This is a genomic window from Rhodococcus sp. AW25M09 (assembly GCF_000333955.1).
GTDB lineage: Bacteria > Actinomycetota > Actinomycetes > Mycobacteriales > Mycobacteriaceae > Rhodococcoides.
On the sequence record NZ_CAPS01000051.1, the window covers coordinates 1 to 17,127 of the forward strand.

General features: G+C 65.2%; 20 protein-coding genes. 8 read left to right on the plus strand and 12 right to left on the minus strand.

The window, feature by feature from the left end; genetic code table 11:
- Both RHODMAR_RS09320 and RHODMAR_RS09325 read left to right on the plus strand, forming a co-directional pair.
- Nucleotides 1-329 (plus strand): nitroreductase/quinone reductase family protein (locus RHODMAR_RS09320; RefSeq protein WP_042938555.1); only part of this gene is annotated, 329 nt, incomplete at its 5' end.
- An 80-nt stretch (nucleotides 330-409) separates the two neighbouring features.
- Nucleotides 410-790, plus strand: a complete 381-nt coding sequence (locus RHODMAR_RS09325; protein WP_198289425.1) for a phage holin family protein — start codon at nucleotides 410-412, stop codon at nucleotides 788-790.
- Here the strand turns inward: RHODMAR_RS09325 and RHODMAR_RS09330 are convergent.
- From RHODMAR_RS09330 to RHODMAR_RS09340, 3 genes are all read right to left on the minus strand, one after another.
- Nucleotides 787-1,656: a 1,4-dihydroxy-2-naphthoate polyprenyltransferase gene (locus RHODMAR_RS09330; protein ID WP_008713767.1), complete on the minus strand. Its 870-nt coding sequence runs from the start codon at nucleotides 1,654-1,656 to the stop codon at nucleotides 787-789. The genes RHODMAR_RS09325 and RHODMAR_RS09330 overlap by 4 nt on opposite strands.
- 47 nt (nucleotides 1,657-1,703) lie before the next feature.
- On the minus strand, nucleotides 1,704-2,960 hold the full coding sequence (locus tag RHODMAR_RS09335) for an Hsp70 family protein (RefSeq protein ID WP_008713769.1): 1,257 nt from the start codon (nucleotides 2,958-2,960) through the stop codon (nucleotides 1,704-1,706).
- Between the two features lie 177 nt (nucleotides 2,961-3,137).
- Nucleotides 3,138-3,917, minus strand: a complete 780-nt coding sequence (locus tag RHODMAR_RS09340; protein WP_008713771.1) for a PIG-L family deacetylase — start codon at nucleotides 3,915-3,917, stop codon at nucleotides 3,138-3,140.
- Nucleotides 3,918-4,156: 239 nt separating this feature from the next.
- Here RHODMAR_RS09340 and RHODMAR_RS27490 point away from each other — a divergent pair, with 239 nt between their 5' ends.
- Complete coding sequence (locus RHODMAR_RS27490; protein WP_008713772.1) at nucleotides 4,157-4,552, plus strand: nuclear transport factor 2 family protein; 396 nt, start codon at nucleotides 4,157-4,159, stop codon at nucleotides 4,550-4,552.
- 222 nt (nucleotides 4,553-4,774) lie between these two features.
- Here the strand turns inward: RHODMAR_RS27490 and menE are convergent, their stop codons facing one another.
- The 5 genes from menE to RHODMAR_RS09370 are packed head-to-tail and all read right to left on the minus strand — an operon-like array spanning nucleotide 4,775 to nucleotide 8,065.
- A complete protein-coding gene (menE, locus tag RHODMAR_RS09350; protein ID WP_008713774.1) occupies nucleotides 4,775-5,911 on the minus strand; it encodes an o-succinylbenzoate--CoA ligase in 1,137 nt (378 codons plus the stop codon).
- Nucleotides 5,912-5,921: 10 nt separating this feature from the next.
- Nucleotides 5,922-6,236 (minus strand): DUF3349 domain-containing protein, encoded by a 315-nt coding sequence (locus RHODMAR_RS09355; protein ID WP_008713776.1) that lies wholly within the window; start codon nucleotides 6,234-6,236, stop codon nucleotides 5,922-5,924.
- A gap of 3 nt (nucleotides 6,237-6,239) precedes the next feature.
- Complete coding sequence (locus tag RHODMAR_RS09360) at nucleotides 6,240-6,569, minus strand: DUF3349 domain-containing protein (RefSeq protein WP_008713777.1); 330 nt, start codon at nucleotides 6,567-6,569, stop codon at nucleotides 6,240-6,242.
- 22 nt (nucleotides 6,570-6,591) lie between these two features.
- Nucleotides 6,592-6,879, minus strand: a complete 288-nt coding sequence (locus tag RHODMAR_RS09365) for a hypothetical protein (RefSeq protein WP_008713779.1) — start codon at nucleotides 6,877-6,879, stop codon at nucleotides 6,592-6,594.
- 7 nt (nucleotides 6,880-6,886) lie between these two features.
- Entirely contained in the window at nucleotides 6,887-8,065 is a 1,179-nt protein-coding gene (locus RHODMAR_RS09370) for an inorganic phosphate transporter (RefSeq protein WP_042938559.1), read from the minus strand.
- Nucleotides 8,066-8,263: 198 nt separating this feature from the next.
- Here RHODMAR_RS09370 and RHODMAR_RS09375 point away from each other — a divergent pair, with 198 nt between their 5' ends.
- Both RHODMAR_RS09375 and RHODMAR_RS09380 read left to right on the plus strand, forming a co-directional pair.
- On the plus strand, nucleotides 8,264-9,646 hold the full coding sequence (locus RHODMAR_RS09375; RefSeq protein WP_042938583.1) for a hypothetical protein: 1,383 nt from the start codon (nucleotides 8,264-8,266) through the stop codon (nucleotides 9,644-9,646).
- Nucleotides 9,647-9,745: 99 nt separating this feature from the next.
- Nucleotides 9,746-11,032 carry a sensor domain-containing phosphodiesterase gene (locus RHODMAR_RS09380; protein WP_442970043.1) on the plus strand — a complete coding sequence of 429 codons (1,287 nt, stop codon included), beginning with the start codon at nucleotides 9,746-9,748 and terminating at the stop codon, nucleotides 11,030-11,032.
- On the opposite strand, the gene RHODMAR_RS09385 is transcribed toward RHODMAR_RS09380, so the two are convergent.
- From RHODMAR_RS09385 to RHODMAR_RS09395, 3 genes are read right to left on the minus strand one after another with little or no spacing between them, the layout of a single operon-like run.
- Nucleotides 11,029-11,409 (minus strand): VOC family protein, encoded by a 381-nt coding sequence (locus RHODMAR_RS09385; RefSeq protein ID WP_008713787.1) that lies wholly within the window; start codon nucleotides 11,407-11,409, stop codon nucleotides 11,029-11,031. The genes RHODMAR_RS09380 and RHODMAR_RS09385 overlap by 4 nt on opposite strands.
- Before the next feature lie 24 nt (nucleotides 11,410-11,433).
- Complete coding sequence (locus RHODMAR_RS09390) at nucleotides 11,434-12,555, minus strand: GGDEF domain-containing protein (protein WP_008713788.1); 1,122 nt, start codon at nucleotides 12,553-12,555, stop codon at nucleotides 11,434-11,436.
- A 7-nt stretch (nucleotides 12,556-12,562) separates the two neighbouring features.
- Entirely contained in the window at nucleotides 12,563-13,456 is an 894-nt protein-coding gene (locus tag RHODMAR_RS09395; RefSeq protein ID WP_008713790.1) for a 1,4-dihydroxy-2-naphthoyl-CoA synthase, read from the minus strand.
- 68 nt (nucleotides 13,457-13,524) lie between these two features.
- Between RHODMAR_RS09395 and RHODMAR_RS09400 the strand changes: the two genes are divergently transcribed.
- The 3 genes from RHODMAR_RS09400 to RHODMAR_RS09410 are packed head-to-tail and all read left to right on the plus strand — an operon-like array spanning nucleotide 13,525 to nucleotide 15,633.
- Nucleotides 13,525-14,169 carry a PaaI family thioesterase gene (locus RHODMAR_RS09400; protein WP_051047915.1) on the plus strand — a complete coding sequence of 215 codons (645 nt, stop codon included), beginning with the start codon at nucleotides 13,525-13,527 and terminating at the stop codon, nucleotides 14,167-14,169.
- A gap of 44 nt (nucleotides 14,170-14,213) precedes the next feature.
- Entirely contained in the window at nucleotides 14,214-15,137 is a 924-nt protein-coding gene (locus RHODMAR_RS09405; RefSeq protein WP_232433613.1) for an o-succinylbenzoate synthase, read from the plus strand.
- 52 nt (nucleotides 15,138-15,189) lie between these two features.
- Complete coding sequence (locus RHODMAR_RS09410) at nucleotides 15,190-15,633, plus strand: DUF6918 family protein (RefSeq protein ID WP_008713795.1); 444 nt, start codon at nucleotides 15,190-15,192, stop codon at nucleotides 15,631-15,633.
- Nucleotides 15,634-15,684: 51 nt separating this feature from the next.
- Here RHODMAR_RS09410 and RHODMAR_RS09415 read toward each other — a convergent pair whose 3' ends face one another.
- Complete coding sequence (locus RHODMAR_RS09415) at nucleotides 15,685-17,082, minus strand: DUF2252 domain-containing protein (RefSeq protein ID WP_008713796.1); 1,398 nt, start codon at nucleotides 17,080-17,082, stop codon at nucleotides 15,685-15,687.
- Nucleotides 17,083-17,127 lie beyond the last annotated feature (45 nt).

Below are 17,127 nucleotides of genomic sequence, written 5' to 3' on the forward strand. Positions count from 1 at the left end.
AGAAATCGGCAGCAGCGGTCAACAGCATGGTCATTATGGTCATGAAGGCACCGGTGCTCGACAAGCTCATCGGACGGTCGATGGGCATCCTGACCTACACCGGACGGAAATCAGGAAAGAAGATTTCACTGCCACTTGCGTTCAGCCGTAAGGGTGACCATCTGAAAGTCGGAGTGGCGGTGCCGGACAGGAAGAACTGGTGGAAGAACTTCATCACCGACGCCGGTCGAGTCGACGTCGACCTGGGCGGCAATCACTACACCGGCCTTGCGACGTCGACCCGAGACGATCGTGGGCGAGTGTTCGTCGATATTGCTCTGGACAGTTGATCAGGCACCGCAGCGAAGCGGGTAGGGAGAGCGCTCGGACGTCGTAGCTCCCCGACGGTCCTGACCCTACGATGGGCGCCATGAACTTTCTGATTCGACTCGTGATCAACGCCGTCGCCATTTGGGTAGCGAAAGAATTTGTCGACGGAATCATCGTGACGAGTTCTGGCCGCGGCGATGGGTGGGACATTGTGGTGCTGCTCGGAATCGCCGCGGTGTTGACGGTGGTCAATGCATTCATCCGACCGCTGGTGAGACTTCTCTCGCTGCCGCTGCTGATTCTGACTCTCGGACTGTTCACCCTCGTGATCAACGCGCTGATGCTGCTGCTGACGGCCTGGCTGTCGTCGCAGACCGGCTACGGCCTCGAAATTATCGGGTTCGCGGCCGCGTTCTGGGGCGCGATCATCATTTCGATCGTGAACTTCCTGTTGGGCGCTTTCGTACCCGAAAAGCGCTAGGCGAAGGCCAACGCCACGCCGGTGCTCGCTCCCCAGACGAGCATCGCCAAGCCCGAATCGCGGAGTGCAGGAATCAATTCGAATCCGTGCGCGCCCTTACGTACCGGGGCATTCGCGCGGGCAGCGAAGGGAAGCGCGAGTAGGCCCACCAGTGCCCATGGAGTCCGAGCAATCAGAACTACCGTCATCGCGAAGGGCACCACCAGCAGCGCGAGATGCAGGTAGCGAGTGCGGGTGTCGCCCAATCGCACTGCAAGCGTGAGTTTTCCGGACTCGGTATCGGTGGGGATGTCACGCAGATTGTTGGCGACCAGTACTGCGCTCGAGAACGATCCGACGGCCACCGCTGCCAACACGCCGGCCCAGTCGATCTGCCCGGCCTGGACGAATTGAGTGCCGAGAACCGCGACGAGTCCGAAGAACACGAATACCGCGATCTCACCGAACCCGCTGTAGCCGTAGGGTTTCGATCCGCCGGTGTAGTACCAGGCACCTGCTATGCAGACCAGGCCGACGATAACCAGCCACCAGGCGCTGGTCGCAGCCAACACCAGTCCGGCCACGCCGCCGACGGCGAAGCAGCCGATGGCAGCCTTCTTGACTGCGTCGGCGGAGGCCGCCTTCGAGCCGACCAGTCGGAGAGGGCCGACTCGATCGTCGTCGGTGCCTCGGATTCCGTCGGAGTAGTCGTTGGCGAAATTGACGCCGACGATCAGGGCCAGCGACACGATCAACGCCAGCAGCGCCTTCCACCACACGCCGGCGTCCAACGACACGGCCGCGCCGGTGCCGACGAGGACGGGAGCGATCGCATTCGGCAGTGTGCGCGGTCGCGCACCTTCGATCCATTGCGCAGTGGTGGCCATGAGCGACGATCATTCCGTATCTACCCGGCGAGTGAGAACGCGGCCGGTCAGAACGGCAGTCGCGGCAAGACCGGCAATGGGATCACCGGCATCTGGACGCCGGGGATCTGTGGCAGCGGCACGGTGGGTGCCGGCGCAGGAGCAGGCGGGTAGTAATGCGGCTGGTACTGCACATAAGGTGCAGGCTCGGCTGCCGTCGGTGGCGCGGACGTCGTCGGCGGTGGCGGTGGCGGTGCGGACGTGGTCGGCGGTGCCGAGGTAGAGGTTGGCGTGGTGGTGGCTGGGGGAGTGGTGGTCTGTCGAATTGTCTCGCCGACGCTGGCCGGGGTGCTCATCGGCTGGCTTTCGTTGCTGGTCCCGAGTGCGGTGAACAGCCCGATGGTGGCGATGACACCTGCGATCGGCAGCGCGATCATCCCCAAGCGAGTCAGTGCCGGTCGGTGCGAGACGAGGGGCGGTACGTGGGCCGCGTCGACGCGGGTGGCGTGTATGGCGGCACCGCCGGCGATCACCTGTTCCGGCCGATCCGGGACGATGACCGGCAGCTGCAGAAAGCGCTCCAGGGTGGCGCGGACCAGCGGGACGTTGGCCGTCCCACCGATGGCGACGACGGCATCGGGATAGAACTCGGCTTCGAGACCGAGCTGTCGTACCGCCGCGGCGGCCTGTTCGGTGGAACGCGCGATGGACAACTCGAAGATGTGCCGCTCGAGGAGGACATGCTCGCCGTCGGGTGTGCTCGCGGTCCGGTGCGAAGACAGAGCCTCTTTGATTCCGCGGCAGAAGGCGGTCAGCGCGCTGTCTTCGTCGGCAGATTGCGGGGCTCGCACGATGCCCAGGCCGAGGATGTGCTCGCGGACCACGGCGTCGAAGGTCATACCGCTCATGGCAGTGGTTCGCATGGAACCGTAGGAGCGACCGGATTCGACGTCCACGATGTCGATGTCGACACCGGTGGCACCTGCGTCGAAGAGTGCGATCGTTCGGTGGTGGGTCGGCAGCCCGGGGCGCAGATATTCCAATGCGGCACCGGTCTCGTCGATGAGGTGTACGTCGGAGACGTATTCCTCGGACAGGGCGGCGGCGATGTCGGCGCGCTCTTCGGGGGAGCGATAGGCCACACCCAGCGACTGCGGTGCGTCGGGCCGGTCGACGATGCTCCGTACGACGCGCGCGGCGTCTTGCGCGGAGGGGGCGAGTTGCCAGTCGTCGAACGGAGTGCCGTCGGTCCAAGCACCGTCTTCGGTGGTCCGCGCCGTGCGGATGCCGCACGTGCCCAGAGACACACCCTCGGACGAACGCATGGCTACTCCGGCCTCTCCTATTTCGCTGACGGTATTCGTGCAGTGAAGAATGTGCCCACATACAGGCAACGTGGACACTCTACCGTCTACAGGTTTGGTTAGAGGCCCGAAACAATCCGAACGTCACGTCTTCGATGCTCGCGCTGCCGCTGTCCGGCGCACGACGCCCGGATGCCCTCAGAGCGGCAGCGCAGTTTCCGTCAGGCCGACGCCACCGGTGCCGCGTAGCTTCCTGAACCATTCGACGCCGAATGCGGTGGTGAGGTCTTCGATCGACATCTGCAGAAACGGTCCGAAGTCGCCGACCTGTGTTGCGTGCGCTTCCATTGCCGCTCGTTTGGCGTCGATAGCCGTGGAGACGTCGACCACCGTCGTGATCTCGGTTTCCGGCAGACCGAACGTCTCCATGTCCGGCGGTGAGGCCTCTTCGCCCCAATGCGGATTGGCCTCCATCAGACGGCGCATGTGGTCGCGATTGGTGGTGGTCTCGTACACGAAGCGAGTTTCTGCGATCTCGGTGGCGCGCTTGCCGACGACGTGAACTTGGATGTGGTCGGGATGGCCGTATCCACCGTTGGGGTCGTAGATGGTCACGACATCGGCCTGCTCTTCGCGCAGGACCTCGGCCAACCGCTGCGCGGCGGTGTCGACGTCGACGTTGCAGAATGCATCCGGATTGGCATTTTCCGGGGTGCCGGCCATGCCGGAATCGGCGTAGTGCAGTCGTACGACGCGGGCCACCCCGAGGACGGCAGCGGAACGGTCCAGCTCGACGCGTCTGCGCTCGGCCAGTGTCTCGCCGTCCGTGAGGATTCCATCGGGATATTCACCGAGGGCCCCGTCGGTCGCGGTGACGAGTACGACGCGGTGGCCGGCATCGGCGGCGAGACGCATCACGCCGCCGGTGCCGAACACTTCGTCGTCGGGATGCGCATGGAAGCAGACCAGAACACTCATGCATTGAATGCTTGCACGTCGGAGTGGGTGCAGCCCAGTCGGAGCGTGAATACGATCGGTGGTGGCCACACCGTGGTCGGCTTCGATCCGTTCGTATCGGCTGGACTCGCGAGCGGATCGGCACTCCAGCGCTTGTGCATCCCGTCGGCGACGTCAAGCGGTTGTACGAGACGTTGGCGGGCCGTGCTGAATTCTGGCAAAACGCGGGCACCGTCGCCCATGGACGGAGACTGTGAACTATGCCGCACAACATTTCCGATCGACCCGAACCTTGCGCCGACCTGACGACTGTTCTGGCACTGGAGCGAGAGCTTCAGACCGCGGAATGCCGTCGTGACCGGGCGAGGCTCGAGTTGCTGCTTGCCGACGACTTCACCGAGACGGGCGCGTCCGGCGCGTTGTGGACCAAGCAGTCGATCCTCGAGATGCTGGGCAGTGAGGACAGCGGCGAGGAGGAGATCGAGGTCCATGACCTCACCGGCCGACTCCTGGGTCCTGGTTTCGTTCTGATCCGATGGGTTTCGAATAGATCTGGCAATCGGGCACGTAGATCGTCTCTGTGGCGCAGCGGGCCGAGCGGATGGCAACTGGCGTTTCACCAAGGAACACCATTGATCTCGTGGCTAACGGGTTGATTCGCTGACAACGATATCCACCGGCCATCGGCGCTGAGATAAACCCTGACAAACGGCACCGAGGTAAACCCTGACAAACGCGTGCGCATTTGTCAGACGCGTGCATCCTCGCTACGTATCGCTGTCTATTTCGCGAGCACCTGACAAACGCGCGCGCGTTTGCGCCGAGCGGGGGCCGCTACGCCAAGCCGGGGCCGCCGACCAGACCGGACGCGGCCACCCTCACTGAGCGGCAAGTGTCGCCCGCAACGCCGCCCGATTCAGCTTCCCGGGTCCCCGTGTCGGCAGGGAATCGACCAGGAACAGCTCGCGCGGCGCGGCAGTCACATCCAGTGCCGACTCCACATGAGAACGTAACTCCGCCAATGTCACTGGAGTCGCGGCGACCACTGCGGCCACCACTTTCTGGCCCAGTTTCTCGTCCGGTAGTCCGACGACAGCGCATTCGAGCACGGCAGGGTGAGTAGCCAGTGCGGCTTCGACTACCTGTGGCACGACGGTCAATCCGCCGGTCGAGATGGCCTCGTCCAGTCGGCCCGAAATGCTCAGCACCCCGTCGACGACGGTTCCGGCGTCGTCCGTGCGGAACCATCCTGGTTCGGCGAAGGCAGGATGATCGGGTAGTCCGCGGTATCCGGACGCGAGGGTTCTTCCGCCCAAGACGACCCGGCCGTCGTCGATGCGAATTACTGTGTTCTGCAAAGGAACTCCGTCGTACACGCAACCACCGGCAGTTTCGCTCATGCCGTAGGTTCGCACTAATCGGATTCCTGCGGCAAGGGCTTTCTCCCGCAACGGAATCGGCGTCGCGGCCCCGCCGAGCAGCACTGCGTCCAGTGATGCGAGGGCGGCCACCGCCTCGGGGATCTCGAAGGCCTTCACTAGTTGTCCGGGAACCAAGGACGTGTAGCGCAGCGGGCCCGACATCCGGCCGACGGCCTCGATCAGCGCGGCCGGGTCGAAACCTCTCGACACGTCCATGATGACGGGCGAGGTTCCGGCGAGCACGCTCCGCAGCAGCACCTGGAGCCCGGCGATGTGGTGCGCGGGCAACGCCAACAGCCACGAGCCCGGTCTACCGAGTCGCTCCTCGGTGCCGGTTGCAGATGCCACCAACGCAGCTGCGGACAGCATGGCTCCCTTGGGAATTCCTGTCGTGCCGGAGGTTGCGACAACCAGGGCTACGCCGTCGTCGATGGGGGTTCCCGGCACCAGGGCGTCGTGCAGGCGGCGGATCTCGCGGGGATCGTCGGCGGGGACGGGAAGCACAGCCGGTCCGTCACCGGTCAGAATGCGACTCAGCCGCGGCAGGATGGCTGCCGCGGCCGGTCCGGTCGGAATCGGAAGGCTCTCGAGCACACGTGTGAGGTTAGTCCTCGCGTCCGAGTGAGAACGGTTCGGCCAGGGGCCATCCACCGGCGGCGAGGTTCGCGCGTACCCGGTCGACATCCTCTTCTCGGGGCATCTCGTTGGTGATCTTGGTGATGGTGACCGAGATGCCTGCCTTGTCCGCAGGCAATCGGCCGTCGGCGATGAGGGCATCCATCACCGATTGCACTTCGTCGTCGGACAGTCGCCGAGTCAGAAGTGCGAGCAGGGGTACGTAGTCCGCCTCGGGTACCCCGTCGGGATATCCGAAGCGAAGCCACCCGAGGATCGAGTGGAGGAACGAGGGCAGTGCCATGGACTACAGGGCCGCCGGATCTGCCAGTGGCCATCCACCGGCTGCCAGACGTGCCGAGACGCGGGCGATGTCCTCGGTCGTCGGCTCGGCCTCGATCTGATCGCGGATGTAGGTGGCGATCTCGTCGTGCGAAATAGCACCGTCGTCGAGAGCCCCGGTTGCGGGTGAGACAAGTTCGAGGACGATTCCCTGCACCTGGGTGTCGGTGAGGGCCGCTCGACGCAGCAGGGCGACGAGCGGGAATCGATCCTTGGGCGGCACGCCGTCGGGGTAACCGGCTCGGAGCCATTCGAGAACCGATGCCGGGAAGGAGGTCTTCGTGGAGTCGGTCATGACTGAAAAGAGTCCTTTCGGGTCAGAAGACGGAGATGCCGAACGAGCTGTCCAAGAAGTTCTTCATGATGAAGAGGATTCCGGCCACGATGGCCACGATGACGACGGCGAAGCAGAGGACCGCCGCGGCGGTGGCCACGGCGGGTCGAGCGACACGAGTGGTGCCGGTTGCCGCGGCCTCGTCCGACGGCTCGCCGACCGACAGTGCCTTGATCCCGAACGCGAAGACCGCGGGTAGGCCCGCGCCGAGGAGCAGGCCGACGAGAACGACCTGCCAGAGCGAATCGAGTGTGTGCTTCAGAGTGTCCATGAGTGCTTCAGACCTTCACTGGAGGGACGGAGTCGGAGTCGGTCGGGGCCGGGACGAGTCCGCCGTCCCATTCCGCGTTGACGTTGCCCGGATCGACGGGCTCACGACGCGACCGGATGTACATGAATGCGGCGAGCGCGACGAGGATGGCGAACACCACCAGAATTCCCGGAAGTCCGCCGATGGTGTGGGCGAGCAACCAGCACACGGCCCCGACGACTCCGGCGAGGGGCAGCGTGATGACCCAGGCGACGGCCATGCGGCCGGCGACGTTCCAGCGCACTGCTGCGCCTGGCTTACCGAGCCCCGATCCGAGAATCGAGCCGGTGGCGACCTGCGTGGTCGACAACGGAAGACCGAGGTGGCTCGAGGTCAGAATGATGGCTGCCGAGGACGCTTCGGCGGCCATGCCCTGCGGTGACGCGATCTCGACCAAGCCCTTACCGAGGGTGCGGATGACGCGCCAGCCGCCGAGGTAGGTGCCGAGGGCGATCGCCAGGGCGCAGGTGAACTTGACCCACAGCGGCATCTCCGCGTCGGGCGAGACGGTGCCGTAGGCGACCAGTGCCAAGAAGATGACACCCATCGTCTTCTGGGCATCGTTGGTGCCGTGTGCGAGGGAGACGAGCGAGGCGGAGCCGATCTGACCCCAGCGGAATCCGCGCTCCTTGGACTTCTCGGGAACGGAGGCGGTGATGCGGTAGATGACCCAGGTTCCGGCGGTGGCGACGAGGCCGGCGACGATCGGGGCGAGTACGGCGGGCAGCACGATCTTGCTCCAGACCCCGTCCCACACGACGCCGCTGGTACCCAGACCGGCCATGGTGGCACCGATCAGGCCGCCGAACAGCGCGTGTGAGGAGCTGGACGGAATTCCCAGTAACCAGGTCGCGAGATTCCAGAGGATGCCGCCGACGAGGCCGGCGAAGATGATGGTCAGGAGGGCTTGGCCGCCGGTGTCGCCGAGATTGACGATGCCTTTCGCGACGGTTGCTGCAACCTCTACGGACAGGAATGCGCCGACCAGGTTGAGGACGGCGGACAGGGTGACCGCAACCTTGGGCTTCAATGCCCCCGTTGCGATCGACGTCGCCATGGCGTTGGCGGTGTCGTGGAAACCGTTGGTGAAGTCGAAGGCCAATGCGGTCACGACCACCACGAGAAGTACGAGGAATTCAGCGCTCACGATGGAAACTATGGGACACGAACGGTGTGTGGCGGAAATTTCTTGCGAAATGTTCTTCTCGGGCGCTCACAAGTCGTCGTTCGTTCATCGCCCGTTCACCTTTTTGCCTTATATGTCCATATTTCCTGTGGCGCAGCGCACCGCGGTCGTCGCCGTGCGCTGCACCGCTGTCGGGCCACTGTGGAACAGTGGGACACCGTGAAGGGCTCGAGCATGGACGATGCGGTGTCGGCCGCTCTGTCGTACTTCGATTCCGTCGATCCCGCGCTCGCTGCCGACGCGCGCCTGGGGTGGGACGGCCTGATCGCCGTGTCTTCCCCAGCCGGTCCGACACAACATTCCGTGCAGACGTTCCTGTGGGTACATCTGCGGCACCTCGCAGACGGTTCCGATCGCGCGGTCGACATCGCCCGCGCGCTCGGCGAGCTGCTGGACCGGCTCGGCCGTGTCGCGTACGCCGAGATCGCCCGGAGCGCCGTCACCGAAGAACTCATGCGAATTGCCGATGACGCCTCGTGGTTGCAGACGTATCGCTCCGCCACCGAACAGTCGGGCATCGGTGCTGTCGATACAGAACTGGTCACCTGGCAGGACGCCCCGACCGGCATCGAACGGGTGATCGTAGAAAAGATCGGCGAGACACTGGAAGTGGCGACCATCGCCGGTGAGTTCGAGCCGTCGAAGCCGGGTGGGCGCCCACTGGGTGCCAAGGCCCAGATCACGCGCCGACGCGGCGTGACCGACGCGGTGCTGACGTCCGACCGCGGTAAGGACGACTCCGAGGCCGTCCTTCTCGAACAACTACTCGATCACCGTATCGAACTGTGGAGCAGTTACAGCCCACCTCGGGCCGAGCTCTACCTCGGTGTGCGTGAGTCACTGCACGACGCCGTCCAGCCGGTGTACGGCTGCGTGCGCCGACTGGAGAGCTTCATCGGGTGCATCGGCGACGGCGTCACGCTGACCGACGCGGGATATCTTCCGAACGATCTGGTGGCCAGCATCGCGTCCACCGTGTTTCCCCCCGCGGAGCGGCGGGAGTGGAGCCTGCGGAACGACCCGGAAGAACAGTCGAGGGTGGGCCGGGAACTCGATACCGAGAAAATCTTCACGCTCCGACGTCTTCTGATGCGGGTGCGTCTGCTGCGGCGTTCCGGCGGGCGGTTGGTTCCGACTGCCCGCACCCGGCAGCTCAGCTCCGACGCACTGTGGCGGGTGCTCACCGCAGGCATCGTCGGCACCGAATATCACCCGGACGCCATCGCAGCGGAGGTCGTTCTCGCCCGCATGGTCGTCGGTCACGATGCTGCCGACGTGGAAGCGACGGCCGACGACCTGGCGCGACTGTTGCGTGCCGAAGGATGGACCCATGCCGGCGAGGAGCCGGCTGCCGAGCATGCCGAGCCACTGACCCGCACGTTGGTTTCCGAGCTCAGCGCGCTCGGAGCGTTCGAGTTGTCGGAACCTGATCGCGTGTCCGCGTCGGAGACCGTCGGTGCGATCGCGACCGACGAAGGCAAGCGGCTCGCTGCTGCTGTGTTGCGACACCGCCTGCTACACACCCGGTATCCGGCGTTGTGACGAATCGGAGATGGCCTATCGGTCGAAACTGCCGTTCTCGCACGGTTAAGCTCACCTGGAACCGATTCCAGAGCGGGCTCGGGTATCGGTTGCGAGGAGATGCTGGTGGACGGTGAGATCGCGGACAGCGCGCGCTCCCAGTCTCGGCGTCAGAGTGACTCCGCTCGTCGATACCTCGATTTCGAGGCGACGACGCCGGCCTTACGGTCGACGGTCGAGTTCGCCGCGCGTAGCGTCGGATTCGCGATCGCCCAGCTCAACGTGCTCGACGAGGACACCCAGTACACACTGGTCAACGTCGGTGGTCCGCCGGTGTCCACCGTGGTGCGTTCCGACACCCTGTGCGACGACGTGGTGCGCACCGGTGAGCCTGCGGTTGTCGCGCACGGCCGCGTCCATGCCACCACCCGGCAGCGCGCAATCCTGAACGAGAACGGCATCGCCTCGTACGCATCTGTCCCGCTTCGAGGGCGAGAGGGCCTGGTGATCGGCACCCTGTGCCTGTACGACCGCACGCCGCGCACCCTATCGGGTGAACAGATGCAAGAACTCGAACAGTTCGCATCGGTGCTCGAGGAGCAACTCGATCTGCTTCGCCGCGTCGGATCCGGCGTCATCCGGCTGGGCAGCGACAACAACATAGCCGACTCCATCGCCGACGGGCACATCGTCCCCTGGTTTCAATCGATCGTGGATCTGCGGACCGCGGAGATCGTCGGCTTCGAGGCGTTGGCTCGCTGGCATCACCCCACGCGCGGGGTGGTGGTACCCGCAGATTTCGTTCCGTTCGCCGAGACCAGCGAGCTGATCATCGACGTCGATCTCAGCGTGCTCACCCAGGCCGCCGCCGAGATGAAGAAGTGGCACGTCCACCGTCCGGATCTGCGGCTGACCGTCAACATCTCCGGACGCCATCTTTCGCACCCCGATGGTGTCAGCCAGCTGGAGCGTGCCATCGCGCCCTCGGGAGTGTCCCCGTCGTCGATCTCCCTCGAACTCACCGAAACCACGGCGGTGACGCCGGGTCCGTTGCTGCGCAGACATATCGACGACGTGCACCGGCTGGGCTTTCGGGTGTTGCTCGACGATTTCGGTTCGGGGTGGTCCTCGCTCGAACGATTGGTGACGCTGCAGCCCGACGGCATCAAGATCGACGGGCATCTGACGCGTTTCGTCGACACCGTTGCCGGACGGGCAATGATCAGGTCGTTGGCCGGAGTGGCGAAGGACCTCGACCTGACGATGATCGTGGAAGGCATCGAAAGCCGCGAACAAGCCGACGCCGTGCTCGATCTCGGTTGCACCCTGGCGCAGGGCTATCTGTGGTCGCGGCCGCAGTCTGCAGCCGCGGTGATGCGAATGGTCGCCGGCGACGCCGCGATCTAGCGGGTATCCCGGCGCAGTGGGTGATCCTCCGGAATCTGTACCAGTACGATCGGAATTCCGTCCGGATCCTCCGTCCACATTTCGATCAGACCCCACGGCTCGGTTCTGGCCTCGCGCGTGATCGGGATCCCGGCAGCCGTCAATTCAATTGTGGCCGAGTCGATGTCGCGTACCTGCAGCCAGAGTGCGCCGGAGAACGATCCCGGCCCGTCACCGCGATGGTGCGACGCAATTTCGAGCAGGCCCTGGCCGACGAAGAACACCGTGCCGCCGGGGTATTCGCGACACACTGCCAGCGAGAGGCCGTCACGATAGAACTCGAGGGTCCTCCGGTAGTCGGCCGGGCGCAGAATTGTCCGAGCAGCGAGGATGTCCACACCGCATGGATACCACGTGATGGCTCAGAGTTCGCTCTTTACCACGCGGTCGCCGCCGGTGGCCTTGGCCTCGTACATCAGCGAGTCCGCTATCCGCGTTGCGCGCGTGACGATGTCGACGTTCTGGTCCCACAGTGCCGAATCCCAGTACACGATCGCAGCCCCGATGCTGACCGTCACCGCGACGGTGTCCGCCGGGTCGAGCAGGACTCTGCGCGCGCCATGGATCAGCGCATCGATGTGCAACCGTGACGTCGACACCACGGCGAGGTACTCCTCGCCGCCGGTCCGCGCGAGCACTCCATAGTTGCCGACGTGGGAACCGAGCCGTTCGGCGATGCGCGCGATGACCGCGTCGCCCTCCTCGTGCCCGTATTCGTCGTTGACCGCTTTGAAGCGGTCGATGTCCACCGCCAGCACCGCTACACATCGACCGCGCTCTCGGCCCCGTAACCACACGTCGTCGATCGCGGCGTCGAGTCCACGACGATTGAGCAGGCCGGTGAGCGGGTCTAGCCGAGAACTGCGAGCGTCCTCCGACAGGACGGTCACCAGCAGATGTGACGTCGACGGAACTCCGGCTACCACCAGTAGAACGATATTGACCCGGAAGATCGTCGACGCGAGGTCTGCATTGCCCACGTCGTACGTGGCGATCGCGACCACCACGATGACCGTCACCGCGAACACCAGATGTGCCACCAGCCAACGGGGACTGAGAAAGAAGGTGAAGAACGTGCCGACGATCGCGAACAGTACGCAGCTCAACAGAGCGTCCCCCGGCGGGTTCAACACCAAGGTGGACGCGGTTCCGAGGTCGGCGTACACCCCGTACGCCACCACTCCGCGTCGGCCGGGGAACGGCCTGATCAACCACAGTGCGCTCACCACCACGGCGGACAGGACCAGGATCGCCTTCCACACGATTGCCGACGGGCTGTGTACTGCGTCCGGGGAGAACAGGGAGATCACCGCAAGCGCACCGAAGTCGAACGTCGAGAATGCGAGCACCAACCGGATGAGCGCGCCTGCAGGGTGGGAGCGCTGAAACTCGGCCATCCAGCGGTAGTCGTAGGGCTGTGTGAACCATGCTCGCAGGGTGCCCGCAGAACTGTCGCGTCGACGACGGTGCCAGCTGGTATTCACCTGCTCGTCAGAAATATCGCGGGAACGGTGACCAGTCGGGTTCGCGCTTGTCGAGGAAGGCATCACGACCCTCGACGGCCTCGTCGGTCATGTACGCCAGGCGGGTTGCCTCGCCCGCGAACAGTTGCTGGCCCACCAGGCCGTCGTCCTGCAAGTTGAAGGCGTACTTCAACATTCGCTGAGCCTGCGGCGATTTCGCGTTGATCTTCGCGGCCCACTCGATGGCCGTGTTCTCGAGTTCTGCGTGATCGACCACCTTGTTCACTGCGCCCATGCGGTGCATCTCCTCGGCCGAGTACGTCTCGCCGAGGAAGAAGATCTCCCGGGCGAACTTCTGCCCGACCATCTTGGCCAGATATGCACTGCCGTAACCCCCGTCGAAGCTGCCGACATCGGCGTCGGTCTGCTTGAACCGAGCATGCTCGCGGCTGGCCAGCGTCAGATCGCACACCACGTGCAGGCTGTGGCCGCCGCCCGCCGCCCAGCCGTTCACCAGGCAGATGACCACCTTGGGCATGAACCGAATCAGCCGCTGCACCTCGAGGATGTGCAGGCGTCCCGCGCGGGCCTTGTCGACGGTTTCGGCTGTCTCGCCGTCGGCGTACTGGTACCCGCTGCGCCCGCGAATGCGCTGATCGCCGCCGGAGCAGAAGGCCCAGCCGCCGTCCTTGCTGCTCGGTCCGTTTCCGGTGAGCAGCACCGTTCCCACATCGGAGCTGACCCGAGCGTGCTCGAGTGCGCGGTAGAGCTCGTCGACGGTGTGCGGCCGAAACGCGTTGCGAATCTCGGGACGATCGAACGCAACTCGCACGGTCGCGTCGGACACGTGACGGTGATAGGTGATGTCGGTCAGATCTTCGAAGCCGGGAACGGGACGCCACAGTGCGGGAGTGAAGGTCACATACGCCACCTTAACGGTGGCGAGGGCTGAATCAGTGGCGGCCGGTCGGTACGGCTAGCGTGCAGGTCATGACCGATCCGATGCAGCTCGACCGCGAATCCGACCCCGATTACGACCACCACGGCGGCTTCCCGCGTTTCGTGCCGGCGAAGGTGGGGCCGGAGTACGGACAGTTGCTGGAGGCATTGCGCACCGTGCAGGATCTCGCCGTGTCGACCTCGTTGCCCGCCGACGTCACCGAGGCAGCCGTGAGCAAGACTCGGGAATTGATCGAGTTGTTGGAGCCGCACGTGGTCGCGGAGGGGAAGCAGACCGCCGGACGACTTCCGCGGCTACCCGGTCGGGGTTCACTGTTGTTGCTGCCGTGGGTCATCGAGAAGATCGACGCCGAGGGCGTGCGAAGCAGAGGCGTGTTCCGCCGCTTTCACCTCGGTGGAAACTCCGCCGCACACGGCGGCACGCTGCCGCTGCTGTTCGACGACCTCTTCGGCCTGATCCAGCACGCGTACGGCAGGCCCATCAGCCGGACGGCATACCTGCACATCAACTACCGCAAGGTGACGCCGCTCAACACCGAGCTGATCGTCGAGGGCGCGGTGGATCGGGTCGAGGGACGCAAGACGTTCATCAACGCTCGGCTCACGGATCTGGACGGCAACCTGTTGGCCGACTGCGAGGCGTTGATGGTGCAGTTGCTCCCGGGGCAGCAGTGATCCCCGCGATCGACGACATCCTGGACGGTGCGCATGTGCTCTCGATGCCGATGCGGACCAGGTTTCGCGGGATCACCACCCGTGAGGTGATGCTCGTTCGCGGACCGGCCGGATGGGGTGAGTTCTCACCGTTTCCCGAGTACGACGACGTCGAGTCGGCCCCGTGGCTGGCGTCGGCGATCGAGGCCGCGTGGGACGGCCCGCCCAGTCCGCAGCGTCGACGCATCCCGGTGAACGCGACCGTTCCCGCCGTGGCCGCCTCGGAGGTGGCATCGGTGTTGAGCCGGTCTCCCGGTGCCGAGACCGCCAAGGTGAAGGTGGCAGAGAAGGGGCAGAGCCTGGCCGACGACGTCGCTCGCGTCCGCGCGGTTCGCGAGCTGGTGCCGCGGGTCCGAATAGACGCCAACGGCGGCTGGAGCGTCGACGAGGCGGTGGCGGCGCTGGCGGCCCTGACTGCCGACGGCCCCCTCGAGTACGCGGAGCAGCCGTGCGCCTCGGTGCCGGAGTTGGTGGAAGTTCGGCGGCGGGTGCCCGGGGTGCGGATCGCTGCCGACGAGAGCATTCGCCGGGCTGAGGATCCGATGAAGGTCGTCCGGGCCGGCGGAGCGGATATCGCGGTGCTCAAGGTGGCCCCGCTCGGCGGGATGCGGGCGGTACTCGAGCTGGCAGGCGAGCTGGGCGAGTACGGCGTCCCGGTGGTGGTGTCGAGTGCTCTGGACTCGGCCGTCGGCATCTCGTCGGGGCTGGCCGCAGCTGCTGCGCTGCCGCATCTCGAATTCGCCTGTGGTCTCGGAACGGGCGCACTGTTCGTTCGAGACGTCGCACCCTCGCCCGAGGTGATCGACGGAACGTACCCGGTCGACATCCTCGAACCCGATGCGCAAGCGCTGATCGAGCTCGATGCCGACGCCGATCGCACACAGTGGTGGATCGAACGAGTTCGGCGTTGCCACGCCCTTCTGCGGTAGTCTTGCGCCCGGTCCGCGTGGGGCCGCTGACATATCTGGGAGGAAACTCGAAGTGGTTGCTGCACTCAAGGATTCGCTACTCGACGAGTCGAAGGCCGACGCTCTGCGCGTCGATGTTCTGGCTCTGATCGACGCCGAGGTCGCGGACAAGAAGGGCGCGAGCGGACTCGCGGTCAAGGGGGGATACGGCGCGGTGAAGAAGGTCGGACCGTCGTACATCGACAATGCGGTCTCGGCTCTGTGGCCCGATTTCGTCGACAAGCTCGACCCGTTCTGGCAGTCGTACAACGCTGCTCCTCAGGGCACGTTCGGTGACTACCTCGTCGCCAACGGTGACGCCGCGTCCGACGCGTTGCTCTCGGTCACCGATGCTCGCATCGAGGAAACCGACAAGTCCGTCGTCAAGAAGTTCTACGGCAGCCTGCGTGGTTCGGCGAAGAAGAACGTCACCGAGGCACTGCCGCGCGTCGGCGATCTGGTCGCCAAGCACGCCTGAGCGGCTTCGCCGCATGTGCGCGGAAGTTCGTAGCCTGCTACGAATTTCCGCTCACATGCGCGTAGCGCTCAATCGCTCCCAGTCGGCTTCCGTCTGATCCGCGTACAACTGCGCGAACCGGCACAGTGCCACCTCGAGGGCGTCGGAATCGCCGGTGTATCCCGAGATCATCGACGCGCCACTGGTTCGCGCGTGTCCCTTGGCCAGGAGTCGGCCCACCACGCGTGCGTAGTCCACCAGAGCCGCCGCATTGATCGACGAGAGGTCGATCGTCCCCTTCATGTTGCGGAACTGGCGCACGTAGTACTGCCGTCCGTCGATGGTGGTCCAGCCCAGCAGCGGATCGCTGACGGTTTGTAGATCCTGCTGATACTCGACGACGCGTTGTCCCTGATGGTCGTGCCACGCGGATTCGCCGTGCACGTACGGCGCGAGTACCGAGCGTCTGGCCTGCTTGAGCTGCAGAAACACCACATCGTCCTCGCTGGTGCCCTCGAGCAGTGCCACGTATGCCCGAAGCCCGACACTGCCGACCCCGACGACACGGTGCGCCACGTCGATCAGGGTGTAGCCGCCGAGCACTCGACGCCAGTGCGGAGTGAGGGTGAGCAGGTACTCGTCCAGTCCGACGGCGAGAAGGTCCTCGTCCTCGGCCGAGATACGCGTGGTGATCGGCGGTTCCTCGACGATTCTGCGCTTGCCCTCGTGCTTCTCGGTGAATCGCGGAAGAACGCGGTCACTGGTGCGTCGACGCGCCTTCTTGGTGGCGCGTTTGATTTCCTTGCGCAGCGAGCCCTCGGTGGCGTCACGCTGCAGCTTCTCGGCCGTCAGTCGCTGGAACGACCGGGACATCAGCGGCTCGTCGGCAAGCCTGGCCACCTCGATGCGATAGGCGGACACACAGGCAGTGACGGCATCGCGACACTGATCCTCGCTGCGGCCGTTCTGCCGCCCGGCCACCCAGATGCTCGCGGCGAGGCGTCGGAGATCCCATTCCCAGGCCCCGGGATGGGCCTCGTCGAAGTCGTTCAGGTCGATGACGAGGTCGCGTTCGGGGGAGGCGTAGAACCCGAAGTTGCCCAGGTGGGCGTCGCCGCTGATCACCGGATTGATACCGGTCGACGGCAGCATCGCCACATCCCGAGCCATGACGATGGCTGTGCCGCGCAGGAATCCGTAGGGGGACTCGACCATGCGCTCGAGGCGCGTCGGAATCAGCCATTCGATGCGGCCCTGGTGCGAGTACTCGATCTGCTTGACCGGGTCGGGCCGGTCCGGCGGCGGCGTCCACTCGCCCAGTGAGGCGAGCGGGACCTTGTCGCGCAGGCGTCGACCCAGTTCGTAGCGTTCGGCGCGGGGGAGAGGGCGGGCGCGCAGGGAGGCGAATGCCGCCCCGTCGACCTCGACCGAGTCGGTGACGACCGTGTGACCTTTTCCGAAGCCGGGCATGTGAGATGACACTAATCGAGCGTTACGGGGCGGCTTTACCGAACT